Here is a 14,342-nt window from a genome sequence, read left to right on the forward strand (position 1 = left end):
GGCACTGATGTCGATCCGCATCGCCCTGGCCCTGTTGCCACTGCTGCTCGTGGCCCCGCACGCCCTGGCCGCTCCGTCGTCGAAGATCGACCACCTGGCGTGGCTGGCCGGTTGCTGGCAGCTTGATGGCCAGCCGGCCGGCGCCGGCGAGCAGTGGTCCACCCTGGCTGGAAACACCCTGTTGGGCAGCAGCCGCAGCCTGCGTGACGGCCGCACCGTGGGTTTCGAGTTCATGCAGCTGCGCCAGCATGACGACGGCCGCCTGGTGCTGACCGCCCTGCCCTCCGGCCAGAACGCCACGGACTTCAACGCCACCCGCGTCGATGCCAACGAGGCAGTATTCGAGAACCCGGCCAACGACTTCCCGCAGCGCATCCGCTATCGACGCCTCGATGAACAGCGCGCGCATGCGCGCATCGAGGTCGCGCAGGACAACCCGAAACAGGCCCTGGACTTCCCGATGCATCGCGTTGCCTGCGGTGGACCATCACCCACCCACTGAAATACAAGCGCCCCGGACTGGCCGGGGCGCCTGCATACGGTCAACACCACACGGACATTCACCCGGCCAGCGTGGTTTCCAGCGCCTTCAGGCCATCGCGGTAGATACCCTCGAACAGCGCGGACGCTTCTTCGTTGCTGACGCCCATCGGAGTGAACTCACCGGACCAGTCGATCCGCGAACCGCCGCCCTGCTCGACCACACGCAGCGTGGAGCGATAGCCGGTAACCGGGAACGGCGCCTGCAGGATCGAGTAGGTGTAGCTGCGATCGGCCTGGTCGAAGGCTTCCAGGCGCTCGACGATGGCATCGCCGTCGGGATTGGCCAGGTGGCGCACGCGACCGCCATCGCTGAGCGTGCTCTGGGGAATGTACGGAAGCCAGTCGGGCAGCGAATCGAAGCCGCCGATGAGGTTCCAGACCTGGTCGGCCGGGGTCGGTACGGTGATGGAGGCAGATGCAGTTGCCATGGGAAGGTCTCCTTGGGACTCAGATGTTGTCGATCGGCAGCGGGGCGTTGGCCGCAACCAGGCCCTGGGCGCGCAGTTCCTGCCAGAACCCGGCCGGGATGATTTCCTTCAGTGCGGCGTCGTCTTCGGCGATGCGCTCGGGACGGCTGGCGCCCGGGATCACCGCAGCCACTGCCGGGTTGGCCAGCGAGAACTGCAGGGCGGCCGCCTTGATGCTGATGCCGTACCCGGCGGCGACGGCCTTGATGCGCTCGACCCTGGCAAGGATCTCAGGCGACGCCTTCTGGTACTCGAAGTGGCTGCCACCGGCCAGCACGCCGGAGCTGTACGGACCGCCGACCACGATGCCGGTGTTGCGTTCGGCCGCCTTCGGCATCACCCGCTGCAGCGCACGCTCGTGGTCGAGCAGCGAGTAGCGGCCGGCCAGCAGGAAGCCGTCCGGACGGGCTTCGTCCAGATCCAGGGTCAGCTCGATCGGCTCGACACGGTTGACGCCCAGGCCCCAGGCCTTGATCACGCCCTCCTCGCGCAGGCGGGTCAGCACCTTGAAGGCGCCGCGGCGTGCGGTCTCGAAGTACGACAGCCACTCATCGCCGTAGAAATCCTGGGCGATGTCGTGCACCCAGACGATATCGAGACGGTCGGTCTTCAGGCGCGTGAGGCTGTCATCGATCGAACGCAGGGTGGCATCGGCCGAGTAGTCATTGACCAGCTTGTTGGGGCGGCCGGCGACGAACAGGCCGCCCTTCTCGCCAAGATCGCGGGCGCTGGTGTCTTCCACTTCGTCCAGGATCAGGCGGCCGACCTTGGTGCTGAGCACGAAGTCGTCGCGGTTGCGCTTGGCCAGCGCGTCGCCGAGCCGGATCTCGGCCAGGCCGGCGCCGTAGAACGGGGCGGTATCGAAGTAGCGGGTGCCCTGTTCCCAGGCCGCGTCCACGGTGGCCTGGGCCTCGGCTTCCGGGATGTCACGGAACATGTTGCCCAGCGGCGCGGTACCGAAGCCGAGGGCCTTTCCAGCCAGCAGAGTGTTGATGCTCATGGGGTTCCCCTTGGGGACGTTGTTGAGGTTGAGGCATAGGCTAGGCTTGCCCAATAAGACTGTCCAAGACATAATTTGTCCATCTTGAGTCCCGGACGGTCTTATGCTCGATCTCCGCCAACTGCGCTATTTCGTGGCCGTCGCCGAGGATGAACACGTCGGCCGCGCTGCCGAGCGCCTTCACATCTCCCAATCCCCGCTCAGCCGGCAGATCGCGCAGCTGGAGGAACGGCTGGAACTGCAGCTGTTCGAACGCTCGCAGCAGCGCATCCGGCTGACCGCCGATGGCCGCACCTTCCTGGCCGAGGCACGCGCCCTGTTGACCCACGCCAACCGGCTGGAATCGCTGGCACGCCGGCTCGGCCGCGGCGACGAGGGCGGCCTGTGCATCGGCTACCTGGAGTACGCGATGCACTCCGGCGTATTGCCCGCCGCCCTGCGCGAACTGCGTGGCGACCGTCCTGCCGTACACATCGCGCTGTACAACCAGCAGTCGGACACGCAGCTGGAAGGCCTGCGGCAACGCAGCCTGGACATCGCCCTGGTCTGCGAACCCCCCGCGTTCGACGATCCGGACCTGGAGGCCACGCAGGTGCTGAACGATCCAATGCTGCTGGCGCTGCCGGCCGGCCACCCATTGGCCAGCGCAGAGACCATCACGCCAGAGGATCTGGCCAGCCAGCAATGGATCGGCGTGATGCACAAGGAAAGCGCGCTGCGCCATGACACCTTCATCGCCGCCTGCGCGAAGGCCGGCTTCACCCCGACCATCGCCATGGAGGCGACCGAGCCGCTGGCCGCACTCGGTCTGGTCGCTGCTGGGCTGGGCCTGACCACCCTGCAGCGCAGCCTGGACCACCAGGCACCGCAGGGCGTGGTACTGCGCGAGCTGCCGTGGTTCAGCTACCGCACACCGCTGTGGGCGGCCTGGCACCGCATCAACCTGCGCCCGCTGGTCGAGACCTTCCGCAGGACGCTGGTGCAGACCGCAACCGAGGGCAAGCCGGCCTTCGTCGACTGAACTGACCGCGCTATGCCGGGCCTGCCTCGGTGTAGCGCATCACCACAAAGCCCTCTTCCGCGGCCGGTGCAACGAAGTGGCGGGTGATACGTTCGAACTCCTCGTCGCTGGCCTGGAACGGATGTTCGCCGAGAGCATTGCGCGCGCGCAGCCGCGCCTTGCAGACCTCATCGGCAATGTCGAGGAAATGCAGTTGATGTGCAGCGCCAACCGGCGAGAACACTTCACGTGCCCACGCGCGGCTGGCTGGCGTATTGAATGGAAAATCGAGCACCACCGAGACGCCCATGCACAGCAATGTGCGCAGATGATCGGCCAGCACATTGCGCAACGTGGCTGCACGCTGCAGATAGTCGGCAATGGAATGGATTTCGCCCGGATACAGCGCCGCCAGCCAAGTGTCTTCGCTGATCAATACATGGCGTGGCTTCAACGCCAGCTGCTGCGACAGGGTGGATTTACCGGCACCGATCTTGCCGCACACCAGGTGCAGGGTCGGCGCAGCGTCGTTCGATGAAAGGTCGTGCATCTGCATTCTCCTTGGTGGATTCATTACCCGGGAGAGCGCTGCATGCAACCCGCCTTCCCGGGCAGGTTGCTTGGCCGTGATGACCGCGCGCTACCCCGCCTTCCCGTGGGGAATGCGGATAATCGACGCGATGCTGTGCAGGGCCATGCCGCCAGCGTAGAGCGCAGCACCGCCGACCGGCAATGCCCTGCGGCACTGCAGCGCGCGCAAGGTGGTGCAGGGATCTATGCTCGGCGCCATTCCCGCATGGAATGACCCCGATGCGAACCTTGTTTCGATGTGCGCTTGCCCTCTGCCTGCTGCCTTGGATGGCATCGCTGGCTGCACCACCGCCGGCACCGCGCACGCTCAGCGGCGAGCTGCAGGGCGCACCGTGGCGGCTGGATGTACCGGCCAGCTGGAACGGCGACCTGGTGATGCTGGCCCATGGCTATGAACCGGTCGGCATGCCACGCACCGCACCCATGGCGGCCAATGACAGCACCGCGCCACTGCTGGCAGCAGGTTACGCCGTCGCGCAGAGCGCCTATGCCAGCCAGGGCTGGGCGGTGGCCGATGCGATCACCGATACAGAACGCCTGCGCCAGCAGGCAGTGGGTGAACTCAAGCATGTCCGCCACACCTGGATGCTGGGATTCTCGATGGGCGGCGCCGTGACCATCGGCAGCCTCGAGCGCTTCCCGCAGCACTACGCAGGTGGCGTGTCGCTGTGCGGCGCCAATCTCGGCGGCGAACAGATCGCGACCGATCTGCTGACCACGCTGGTCGCATTCGATTACTTCTTCCCCAAGGCCGATGGGCTGCCGGCCGCCGGCCTGGTAGCGCGCGAAGCCGCCGCGCAGCCACAGGGCGAGTTGTACCAGGGCATCGCCAATGCCCTGCAACGTGATCCGTCGCACGCCGCAGTGCTGGCGCGGCGGCTGCAGGTGTCCCCTGATGCACTGGCCGGCACCATCAGCCTGCACGCGCTGGTGCTGCACGAACTGGCCACGCGCAGCGGCGGCATGCCGGTCGGCAACCTGGGGGTGGTGTACAGCGGATTCGGTGACGACGCCGCATTCAATGCCGGTGTTCAGCGCATCGATCCCGTGCCTGCGGCACAGGCGCATGTCCGCAACTCGCTGGCAATCACCGGCGCACTGAAGCGACCGCTGGTGATCCAGTTCAACCACAACGACCCGACCATCGTGCCGCACATGCAGACGGCGTATCCGCAATTGGCCGCACGGGCTGGCGCACGCCCGCTGCCACGCGTGTTGCCGCCAGTGGGCGAAGGACATTGTGGTTTTTCTGGGGCACAGGTGGTCGACGCCTTGAAAGCAGTGCAACGCTGAGTCCACCGCGTGCCGCAACGCATCACCACCGTGCCGGAAGGGGCTGCTCGGGTGGCGTGTGTCGTTCAGCCGCCAAGGCCTCGGCCTGACCGGCATGGTGCTGCACGATGGACGCCGCCCGATCGGCATGCAGGGCCAGGCGCTGACCGTGCGAGCGCAACCATGACGGGCCCAGTCAGCCGCCCAGCGTGCCCATTGTGAAGGTGTAGCCCGAGCTCATCAGGAATTCGCGCATGCGCATTTCCGCGCGCCGCGGTGAGGCCAGGCTGGCCGGCGCATACAGCGCATACACCAGGCCCGATCCCTCGATATGCTCGCGGCGGACCTCGCAGCGGGCGGTTTCCGAGGCAATCACCCATCCGTCCTTCAGCCGCTCCGGCCCGATGGATTGCCCGTTCTTCAAGCGAAAGGTCAGCCAACGCACATCTGCCATGACTTTGCTCATTTCCGTTTCGCTCCGTGGCTGAAGCGACGCGTGATGTCCTTGCTCGCCATTGCGGCTCCCTGAGACGTGGAACCTGACCATAGCGCCTTTCCATGTCGTGGCCGGCTGAGACTGGCGGCCGCGGCATGCGAGCTGCCGCACGGGTTCCCTCGCGGCGTCGGAAATGGCGACGGCAGGGAGCGTCCTGCCGGCGCAGTTCACAGGCAGGGAACCCGACTCACGCAGCGCGGTCGCTGCCCTGGTTCAAGGCGTGCAGCGCATCGGCCAGCGCCTGGATTTCGGCACGCAGGGCCAGCCGCTGCAACCACCGCCCGGGGATTCCGCGCGCACCATGGAATGCGCCCGCCAGCTGCCCCGCGATGGCGGCCGTGGTGTCGGCGTCCTCGCCAAGATTGGCCGCCTCGAGTACGACGGCTTCAAAGGTGTCGTGGCGATCAAAGCACCAGAGTGCAGCTTCGACACTGTCGACAACATAGCCATTGCCACGGATCTGCTCACGCGCGGCACCGCGGTAGCCGCCCGCCGCGATCTGCTGCAGCCGCGCGCTCTCGACGGGGACATTGCTGAGATCCAGCACCGCGTCACGGGTGCCACCTGCCAACGCCCGCTCCAGCGCGACCGCCAGCAAGCGGCACGCCTCCAGGCACTCCTGCGCAGCGTGCGTCGTTCGCGAACTCAGCTCGGCCATTGCCTGCAGGTCGGGGGTCCCGGCGTAGCGCAATGCCACCGGCGCCAAACGCATGATCGAGCCATTGCCAGCGCTGCGTGGGTCGTCACTACCCGCCAGCGGATGGCCATCCTGCAGGAACCGGTCGATCGCAGCCCGCGTTGCCATACCGATATCGAAGCACTCGCCGGTCGCACTCCAGTACCCATGCCGGTACCAGTTGGCGTAGCGGTTCATCTGATCGTGCACATCGAAGGTGTCACAACGCACCAGGCTCTCGGCCAGGCACATCGCCATGGAGGTATCGTCGGTCCATTGCCCCGGCTGCAGCTGGAACGGCCCACCACCCACCATGTCGGTGATCGGGGTGAAGCTGCCACGAGGCTTGAACTCCAGCGTGGTACCGACGGCATCGCCGCATGCGAGGCCGAGCAAGGCGCCGCGGAAGTGATCAATCTGGTTCATCAGACCAGTGTAGCGCCACCGGATCCGCCATGACTGGCCGCCAGGCCGCGCAACGATCGCGCAAGCGGGAACGCAATCGTAGCCAACAAAAAAGCCCTGACCGGAGTCAGGGCTTTTCAATTGGAGGCCTCAAGCGGAATCGAACCGCTGTAAACGGATTTGCAATCCGGTGCATAGCCACTCTGCCATGAGGCCAACGTACTGCGCGCCAGGAACGGAACCCTGACAAGACAAAACCCCATGATGGGGCCTGTCGGAACATGGAGCGGGAAACGAGACTCGAACTCGCGACCTCAACCTTGGCAAGGTTGCGCTCTACCAACTGAGCTATTCCCGCGTAAGCCGACATGCTACCGGAAATCCGGAAAACACACCAGCGATTTCACCTTTCTGACTGCGCGCAAAGCCTTGCGGCTCAACGTGCCCCGCCTTGCCGTGGCGGGAGAAAAACAAGGCCCCTGCCGGGGCCCTGTAGAATCTGGAGCGGGAAACGAGACTCGAACTCGCGACCTCAACCTTGGCAAGGTTGCGCTCTACCAACTGAGCTATTCCCGCAGATTCCGTTCGACCTGCGTCGAAGGAGCGCTATTGTGTCCAAATTCCTTCACGCCGTCAACAGTCTTCACATCATGCGGTCACGGGCGTCCGCACTGGGGTACGCTGCCCCGCCCAGCCCCATGCGCCCATGTTCCTTCGCGGCAAACCCTTGTTGATCGCCCTGCTGCTGCATCTGCTGGTGGCGCTGCTGTACTGGGCACTGATTCCGCTGGGAATGAACTGGTATCGCGACCATTTCGGCTTCACCGCCCATCGCGACATCGGCCTGGGCATCGCCCAGTTCCATCTGTTCTGGATGTTCATTGGCGCCCAACTGCTGATCGCAGTGTTGCGGCCATTGTTCGCCAAGCTGCTGGTGCTGGCGGCGCCGCTGGCGTTCGCCAGCTGGACGCTGATGCACGACCATCCGCTGCGCCTGGTGTACTTCACCGTTGGACCTGGCCTGCTGGCACTGGCCGCAATCGCCGCAAGCCTGCGCTATTCGTCGCGGGCAACCTCCCGCTACACCACGGACACCACCGATGCCTAGACGTTACATCCGCCTGTTCTGGCTGCTGGTCGCGCTGACCTGGCTGGCGCTGATCGCCGCACTGGTCAATGCCGGCTTCACTCCGGACTACTGGCTGCTGCACCACCTGGAAGGCGCCGAACTGCCCTACCCGACCAGCACCGTCATCGTCTTCGCGTTGCTGGGCACCGTCGAACTGGTGGTAGCCGCCTTGATCGTGCGGCCGTGGAGACTGAAACGCCTGTGGCTGCGCCTGCTGATCGCCTTCGCCCTTCTGCTGCTGTGGTCGGTGCCGTGGATGCTGTCGGCGATGCATCAGCCGCCGGTACAAGGCATGCATCTGCTGTGGCTGCTGCTGTTGGACGTGGGCCTGCTGCTGGCGCTGTGCATGGTGTCGGCGGTGAGCGCGTGGCGGGCGTTCAGGCGTCGAGGGCGCGCGGATGCGCCCCCGTTGCAGCACTAGGCCTACTTCCGGAACTCCACCCGCACATGCTGGCCGAAGCGCGCCTTGGCCTCGCCATCGAACTCCAGCACGCACTCCACCACCTTGGCCACGCCACGCCCCGCGTCTTCAGGCAGGCGAGCCTGCGCGAACACCGGGCTGATGCGTACCACGCGTGCGGGCGGCAGCGTGCTGGCGTTCTCGGCACCATCGCTGTCTGGCACCACGGTGGCCCTCATGCCCACCTGCACGGCATCGGCGTAGGCCGCGCTGAGTTCGGCACGTACCTGCAGCGGGCGCGCCGGCAGCAGTGATATCGCCGGCTTGCCGGCCTGCACGAAGGCGCCGAGGCCCGGCACCTGGCCGACCACGGTGCCGGCTTCCGGCGCGCTCAGCGACATCTGCTGCAGTTTCAGCCTGGCGTGTTCCAGCTTGTGCTGGGCCATGTCGACCTGCGCACCGGCCACGTCGACATCGGCGCGTACGCCAGCCAGCTGCTGCTTGGCCGCATCGGCCTGCTGGTTGGACGACACGCCTTCGCTCGCACCCGTGGACAGGCGGGTGGCATTGCGCTCCAGTTCGCGCAGCTGCGCCTGGCTGCCCTTCAGGCGGTCATTGGCCAGTGCGAGATCAGCGGTGGCCATCGCCACTTCCTGCTGCAGCAGCGCACCGTCCAGCGACAGCAGAAGCTGCCCCTTCTTCACCGTGGCGCCCTCCTTCACCAACGCGGCGGTGATCGAACCATCCACCGGCGGCGCCAGCGCGATCAGGCCACCCTCGACATCGATGATGCCGCGCGCCACCGCAACCTTGCCGGCGGTGGCAGTGCTGGCTTTACCTGCAGGTGCCTGGGCGGGCGCGTCCCTGGAACAGGCGCCGAGCAGCAGTGCCGCGGACAGGGCCAGGCTGAGGGGAAGCAGGTGCGACGTCTTGGTCATGGGGCGGACTCTACGGTTTCGTTCTGGCGGCGGTCATCACGGACCATGCCGTCTTCCATGGCGATCACCCGATCGGCATGCCGGATCAGGCGCGGATCGTGGCTCACGCACAGCACGGTGGCGCCATGCGCACGTGCGTAGCGGTGCAGGATGTCGATCACGCGCTGGCCGTTCTCGGCGTCCAGCGCGCTGGTGGGTTCGTCGGCGAAGATCAGCGTCGGCGACTTGGCGAAGGCACGGGCGACGGCCACACGCTGCTTCTCACCGCCGGACAGCTGCGCCGGGCGCATGTGGCTGCGGTGGCTGAGGCCCACTTCTTCCAGCGCCTTGCGCGCCAGCGGCTCGCTTTCGCGATTGCGCATGCCGCGGTAGCCCAGCGGCAGCTGCACCTGCTCCAGCGCAGTCAGTGCCGGGAACAGGTTGAAGCCCTGGAACACGAAGCCGACATGGTGCAGGCGGAAGCGCTCCACCTCGCCGCGGGTCATGTGCCCCACGTCCTGACCCAGCGCGTGCACGCGACCGCCATCCGGCGCGGACAGGCCGGACAGCAGCGACAGCAGCGTGCTCTTGCCGCACCCCGAAGGGCCCGAGACCAGGGTCAATTCGCCCGGATAGATGTCCAGCGACAGGCCGCGCAGCACCGGCACCTGTACATCGCCGGACATGAAGCCTTTTTCCAGTGCGTCGGCCTGCAACGTGGGGGCGACGGCATGTTTGGAGGTCATCGGCCGGTCCTCAACGCAGCAGCAACGATGGATCGGAGCGGACCACACTGCGTACCGCCATGATGCTCGACAGCATGGCCATCACCGCGACCAGCGCCACGCAGCCGATGATGACCATCGGCGTCAGCTGCACCGGCACGCGCTGGGACTGTGCGATCAACAGCACGACGGTACTGAACGCCGCCGCCAGCAACATGCCCACGCCACCGATCAGCAATGCCTGCTCGAATACCACCCGTGCCAGCGCGTAGCGACCTGCGCCGAGCGCGTTGAGCGTGGCGTACTCGCGCACCGAACCAGCCACCACCGAGGCGAACGACTGGTTGGTGATCACCGCGCCGACGAAGCAGACGATGACCGCCATGAACAGCACCGCGATGCCGGCGCCGGTGTCGAACAACCAGTACTGCTGCGAACGGCTGGCGAACGCCGGCGCGGTCCAGAACTCGACCGGCGTGGCCTGGCCCATCGACGCAGCGAGGCGGTCGCGCACGCGGTCGGCCAGGTCCGGCGAGCGCAGGCCCGCCACGAAATAGGTGCTGCCCTCGTGCGGATCGGTACCGGCGATGGCACGCGCGGTATCCAGCGAGGCCAGCACGTTGACGCCACCGAGGCCACGCAGGCCCGGTTGCGCGGCGACCACACGCACCGCCTTGCCATTGATCCATGCACGGTTGCTCTGCAGGTCCACGCCGAGCGTATCCAGGTCGGCGCTGTCGACGATCACCGCCCCCGGCTCGCGCAGCTGCGCGCGCAGGTCGGCAGGCAGGATGCGTGCGAACATCATTGCGTCATCGCCGGTGGAGATGCCGGACAGGTACACCGACACGTTGCCGGTACCCTGCGCGCCCGAGCGCCATTCGCCATCGACCCACTCGTAGGGTTCGACGCGGGTGACATCCGGGTCCATGCGCAGGTGGCTTTCGACGTCGGCGCTGATCGCATGGCCGTAGTTGACGCTCTGGGTGCCGGGGAAGCCGGCCCAGATGTCGGCCGAGGACGCTTTCACGTAGATCGCAGCGGTACCGAAGATGCCCAGCACCAGTGCCGCCTGCACGATCAACAGCACACCGGCGAAGCACATCGCCAGCACCACCGGCAGGAACCGGCGCCATTCATAGGCCAGGGTCTTGCGGGCCAGCGCGATCATTGCGATTCGCCCTCACCCTCGACAGGCAACGGAGCACCACCGAGGGCGCGGTAGAGCGACGCAAAGGCCAGCACGCGCGCACCCTGTGCACCGATCAGGTCGGCCTGCGCGGCGAGTGCCGCACGCTGCCCGTCAAGCCCGTCGAATTCGCTGGACAGGCCCAGCTGCACCTGCCGCGCCTGCCGCTTGACCTGTTGCCCGGCGGCATCATCGGCCGCGCGCAGCGACTGGATGCTGCTGTCCTGGCGCGCCAGGCTGCCGAGCGCGCCTTCCACTTCGCTCACACCTTCCAGCACCGCCTTGCGGTAGCCGAGCAGCGCAGCATCCAGCTGCTTTTCATCGGCATGGAAGCGCGCGCGTCGCTGGCCCCAGTCCCACAGCGGGATGTCGATGTACGGGCCGATGGACGGACTGGAATCGGAATTGGAACGGGCGTTCTGGGTGAGGTTGTAGGCGTACAGGATGGAGCCACCGAGGCTGACACGCGGATACATCGCGGCGCGTGCCGAACCCTTGCTGGCAGCAGCCTGCATCACCTCCGATTCGGCCAGCAGGATCTGCGGCCGATGGCGCAGCAGATCGGCCGGGACCTGCTGCAGCGAGAACGCACCCAGCGTCGGCGGCGTGCGATAGGCACGCCAGGCCGGGTCCGGGCCATCGCGTCCCAGCAGCAAAGCCAACGCACGGGCAGCGTTGTCCGCGTTTGCGCGTGCCTGCGCCGTGGCCGCGCGGGTGGCTGCCTGGCGTGCACGCAGGCGATCAAGTTCGCCGGGCTCATCAAGGCGCAGGCGCTGGCGTACCAGGGCCAACTGTTCGCCGCGATCGTCCACCGCCTGCTGGCGGGCCAACAGGTCCTGCTGGGCCTGCGCCACGGTCAGATCCAGATAGCTGCGCACCACGTCGGCGATCACCGCGACCTGCGCGGCACCACGCAGCGCCTCGGCGTTGCCGGCCGACGCCTGCGCGCTCAACTGCGCGCTCTCGGCGGCGCCGAACAGGCCCAGGTCCCAGATCGCTTCGATACCCGCGTGGAAGTAGGTGTCGACCGCAGCGGCATCCTGCACCTGCTTGGCGCTGGCCGTGATTTCCGGCAGGAAGCGCGAATCGGACGTGCCGGCGACAATCCGCACGGCCTGCAGGCGCAGCGTGGCCTGCTGCAGGTCGAGGTTGCCGGCGATGGCCTGATCGACCAGTCCATCCAGCGCCGGGTCGGACAACACTTTCCACCACTGTTTGGCGTCCACCGCCACGCCCTGGCCCTGCGGCACCTGGGTCCAGGTACTGGGCGTGCGGTCAGGCAGATCCGGAACCGGCACCGACATGCAGCCCGCCAATGCGAGGCTTGCGAGCAGCGCGCCGGGTCGCAGCACTGCCTGCAGGGAGAGTCCGCGCCCGGTCCTGGGCACCGCCACTGGAGTGATACGCCTGACCACCAGCCCGCCAACGTGTAGAAGGAGCATGAAGGCTACCGTGCGATTGTGGAGCGAACATGGAGAAATGGTCCGAAAAAGGTCACAGCACGCGTGCGGTTCAGGCAACGCCGGCGCAGGCCTTTCGCCAGCCTTTCAGTGCCTGCAGCAGGCGGAACACTGGTGCGGATTCCAGGTCATTGCGTCTGTTGCAGCCCCTCGTGCCAGGTGCTTCCGATCGTCCCCACGATCGCTGCGCCCCCGTCATGCCGATTGCGACACCAATGTCGGAATCGCCCCCCAGCTGCAGACTTACCACGCCCACCATGAAAATGTCGTGGCCCGCCTGTAGCGACCCGCCTGGCCAACGTCATGACAAACGAAAAACGCCCCCTTGCGGGAGCGTTTTTCTTGAATCTGGAGCGGGAAACGAGACTCGAACTCGCGACCTCAACCTTGGCAAGGTTGCGCTCTACCAACTGAGCTATTCCCGCAGATTCCGTTCGACCTGCGTCGAAGGAGCGCTATTGTGTCGATATTGCTGCACGGCGTCAACAGGAATTTTCACGTGAACCGAAGGACGGCGTTCAGGCGCCCCCTGCCTGCTCGCTTTACGTGCGCAGGCCACGGCGGTGGAAGTAGACCTGCTCGGCGATGCGCCGCGTGGCCCCCGTGTGCAGCAGTGCGTTGAGCGGCCAGTCGGCCTGCAGATGGTCCATCGCCCAGCGCAGCAGGCGCTTGCCGTGGAATGCCGGCGCCACCTGCCGCGCCACCCGCTCGGCGTCCGGCCCCTGGCCGCGCAGATGCCGGGCGATCGCCTCGCCGACCGCCCAGCCGTGCCGCCACGAGGAGTGGATGCCGCCGGCGGACAGCGGCGAGACGATGCCTGCCGCGTCGCCGGTCAGGATCACGCGTTGGCCGGTGAAGGGCCCATCCGGCCGGCCGCACGGGACCAAGCCGGCGCGGGTGGCCGAGGGACGCGCCGAAGGCGGAATGCCGACCACATTGCGCACGTGGTCGAGGAAGCCATCGATATCCGGCGGCCGTACCTGTTGCGGGTCATGACGCAGCGCCAATCCCACCTGCAGCCCGGTCGGATTCTGCGCGACCCAGCCGATGTAGCCCGGTGCGTAGCGCTTGCTGACGAAGCAATGCAGTGCATCGCCCTGCGACACTTGCAGGCCGGCGAACTCACGCTCGACGCCGTAGAGGTTGTCACGCACCTGGCCAAGCCCGGTGCGTTGTGCCACGCGTGAGCGTGCGCCGTCAGCGCCAACCAGATAGGCGCATCGCCCTGCCCCATCCACCTGCCAGCCGTCACCACTGCGATGGGCGTCGGTAAAGGACTGCTGCAGGCGCAGGTCGACGCCGTTCGCATGCAGCTCGCTGGCCAGCCAGCGCATCAGGTTCGGCGTATCGGTGGTGAGGAAGTAATAGCCCGGTGCGGCCAGCAACACGCTGCGAAGGTTCGGCGCATACAGGCGCACGTTTGCGACCCGGTCCACCAGATGTTCGGGCATGCGCCCCAGCCAGGTCTCCTCCATCGCTTCTTTCACCACGATACCGGTGGTGTGCAGGCGCTCGCCGGGGTCGACCTTGCGTTCCAGCACGCAGACGCGCAGACCGTACTGCGCGGCGGCCAAGGCGCAGGCGGCACCGGCGAAACTGGCGCCGACGATGACCACATCGTGGTCGTAAGCAGAGGATTGATGAGGCATCGCGGCATCGCCGGGCTGGAACGGAGATACAGCTTCGCGAGCACGCGTGGTGAGGCGATGGGGTGGCGGTGAAGCAGGGATGAAGTGCCCTGCACACAAACGAAGAACGCTCCCTTCCGGGAGCGTTCTTCTTGAATCTGGAGCGGGAAACGAGACTCGAACTCGCGACCTCAACCTTGGCAAGGTTGCGCTCTACCAACTGAGCTATTCCCGCTTGGGAGGCGAAATTCTACCTGTTCCAAGGATGGCGTCAAGCGGTTTTTCCGGGGCCTGCGAGGCGCCTTGCACCGCGTATCCATGCATGGCGTGGATCTACCACGGCATCCCCGCAAACCGATGGATCCGCCCCCTCCGTGGATGCGGCATTTCCAGTAGCAACTGTCTTGTCAGGGGCAGCCGAGGGCCACCTCGGCGTCCCGCTTA

15 protein-coding genes and 5 tRNA genes are annotated in these 14,342 nt (G+C 66.5%); 5 read left to right on the forward strand and 15 right to left on the reverse strand.

Features of this window, described 5'->3' with window-relative positions; all coding sequences use genetic code 11:
- The first annotated feature begins 7 nt into the window (after positions 1 to 7).
- Positions 8 to 502, forward strand: coding sequence for a DUF6265 family protein (locus tag AC5JLE_RS17425; RefSeq protein ID WP_032959297.1), 495 nt, complete (start codon positions 8 to 10; stop codon positions 500 to 502).
- Between the two features lie 58 nt (positions 503 to 560).
- Here AC5JLE_RS17425 and AC5JLE_RS17430 read toward each other — a convergent pair whose 3' ends face one another.
- Complete coding sequence (locus tag AC5JLE_RS17430) at positions 561 to 971, reverse strand: SRPBCC family protein (protein WP_241884361.1); 411 nt, start codon at positions 969 to 971, stop codon at positions 561 to 563.
- 19 nt (positions 972 to 990) lie between these two features.
- Complete coding sequence (locus AC5JLE_RS17435) at positions 991 to 2,010, reverse strand: aldo/keto reductase (protein WP_100449724.1); 1,020 nt, start codon at positions 2,008 to 2,010, stop codon at positions 991 to 993.
- A 103-nt stretch (positions 2,011 to 2,113) separates the two neighbouring features.
- On the opposite strand from AC5JLE_RS17435, the gene AC5JLE_RS17440 reads away from it, so the two are divergent.
- On the forward strand, positions 2,114 to 3,031 hold the full coding sequence (locus tag AC5JLE_RS17440; protein ID WP_049404314.1) for a LysR family transcriptional regulator: 918 nt from the start codon (positions 2,114 to 2,116) through the stop codon (positions 3,029 to 3,031).
- A 10-nt stretch (positions 3,032 to 3,041) separates the two neighbouring features.
- On the opposite strand, the gene AC5JLE_RS17445 is transcribed toward AC5JLE_RS17440, so the two are convergent.
- A complete protein-coding gene (locus AC5JLE_RS17445) occupies positions 3,042 to 3,560 on the reverse strand; it encodes a P-loop nucleotide/nucleoside kinase family protein (protein ID WP_481445113.1) in 519 nt (172 codons plus the stop codon).
- A gap of 260 nt (positions 3,561 to 3,820) precedes the next feature.
- On the opposite strand from AC5JLE_RS17445, the gene AC5JLE_RS17450 reads away from it, so the two are divergent.
- The gene (locus AC5JLE_RS17450; protein WP_241884358.1) at positions 3,821 to 4,894 is read left to right on the forward strand and encodes an alpha/beta hydrolase family protein; all 1,074 of its coding nucleotides are present in this window, start codon (positions 3,821 to 3,823) and stop codon (positions 4,892 to 4,894) included.
- Positions 4,895 to 5,069: 175 nt separating this feature from the next.
- On the opposite strand, the gene AC5JLE_RS17455 is transcribed toward AC5JLE_RS17450, so the two are convergent.
- The 5 genes from AC5JLE_RS17455 to AC5JLE_RS17475 form a co-directional block, all read right to left on the reverse strand.
- Positions 5,070 to 5,339 carry a hypothetical protein gene (locus tag AC5JLE_RS17455; RefSeq protein WP_032959304.1) on the reverse strand — a complete coding sequence of 90 codons (270 nt, stop codon included), beginning with the start codon at positions 5,337 to 5,339 and terminating at the stop codon, positions 5,070 to 5,072.
- A 217-nt stretch (positions 5,340 to 5,556) separates the two neighbouring features.
- The gene (locus tag AC5JLE_RS17460; protein ID WP_014646667.1) at positions 5,557 to 6,471 is read right to left on the reverse strand and encodes an ADP-ribosylglycohydrolase family protein; all 915 of its coding nucleotides are present in this window, start codon (positions 6,469 to 6,471) and stop codon (positions 5,557 to 5,559) included.
- A 121-nt stretch (positions 6,472 to 6,592) separates the two neighbouring features.
- A tRNA-Cys gene (locus AC5JLE_RS17465) sits at positions 6,593 to 6,666 on the reverse strand.
- 66 nt (positions 6,667 to 6,732) lie between these two features.
- Positions 6,733 to 6,808 (reverse strand) — tRNA-Gly (locus AC5JLE_RS17470).
- A gap of 142 nt (positions 6,809 to 6,950) precedes the next feature.
- Positions 6,951 to 7,026, reverse strand: a tRNA-Gly gene (locus AC5JLE_RS17475).
- A 130-nt stretch (positions 7,027 to 7,156) separates the two neighbouring features.
- Between AC5JLE_RS17475 and AC5JLE_RS17480 the strand changes: the two genes are divergently transcribed.
- Entirely contained in the window at positions 7,157 to 7,558 is a 402-nt protein-coding gene (locus AC5JLE_RS17480) for a hypothetical protein (protein ID WP_046429875.1), read from the forward strand.
- Positions 7,551 to 8,000 carry a hypothetical protein gene (locus AC5JLE_RS17485; protein ID WP_014646638.1) on the forward strand — a complete coding sequence of 150 codons (450 nt, stop codon included), beginning with the start codon at positions 7,551 to 7,553 and terminating at the stop codon, positions 7,998 to 8,000. The genes AC5JLE_RS17480 and AC5JLE_RS17485 overlap by 8 nt, the downstream gene beginning before the upstream one ends.
- Before the next feature lie 2 nt (positions 8,001 to 8,002).
- On the opposite strand, the gene AC5JLE_RS17490 is transcribed toward AC5JLE_RS17485, so the two are convergent.
- From AC5JLE_RS17490 to AC5JLE_RS17520, 7 genes are all read right to left on the reverse strand, one after another.
- Complete coding sequence (locus AC5JLE_RS17490; protein ID WP_241884357.1) at positions 8,003 to 8,917, reverse strand: HlyD family secretion protein; 915 nt, start codon at positions 8,915 to 8,917, stop codon at positions 8,003 to 8,005.
- Positions 8,914 to 9,642: an ABC transporter ATP-binding protein gene (locus AC5JLE_RS17495; protein WP_032959314.1), complete on the reverse strand. Its 729-nt coding sequence runs from the start codon at positions 9,640 to 9,642 to the stop codon at positions 8,914 to 8,916. The genes AC5JLE_RS17490 and AC5JLE_RS17495 overlap by 4 nt, the downstream gene beginning before the upstream one ends.
- 10 nt (positions 9,643 to 9,652) lie before the next feature.
- Complete coding sequence (locus AC5JLE_RS17500) at positions 9,653 to 10,792, reverse strand: ABC transporter permease (RefSeq protein ID WP_032959316.1); 1,140 nt, start codon at positions 10,790 to 10,792, stop codon at positions 9,653 to 9,655.
- Positions 10,789 to 12,252: a TolC family protein gene (locus AC5JLE_RS17505; protein WP_329858565.1), complete on the reverse strand. Its 1,464-nt coding sequence runs from the start codon at positions 12,250 to 12,252 to the stop codon at positions 10,789 to 10,791. The genes AC5JLE_RS17500 and AC5JLE_RS17505 overlap by 4 nt, the downstream gene beginning before the upstream one ends.
- Positions 12,253 to 12,619: 367 nt before the next feature.
- Positions 12,620 to 12,695, reverse strand: a tRNA-Gly gene (locus tag AC5JLE_RS17510).
- Between the two features lie 117 nt (positions 12,696 to 12,812).
- Positions 12,813 to 13,919: an NAD(P)/FAD-dependent oxidoreductase gene (locus AC5JLE_RS17515; RefSeq protein ID WP_134967251.1), complete on the reverse strand. Its 1,107-nt coding sequence runs from the start codon at positions 13,917 to 13,919 to the stop codon at positions 12,813 to 12,815.
- Positions 13,920 to 14,057: 138 nt separating this feature from the next.
- Positions 14,058 to 14,133: transfer RNA gene (locus AC5JLE_RS17520), tRNA-Gly, on the reverse strand.
- Positions 14,134 to 14,342 lie beyond the last annotated feature (209 nt).

It is taken from the genome of Stenotrophomonas sp. (assembly GCF_059505245.1).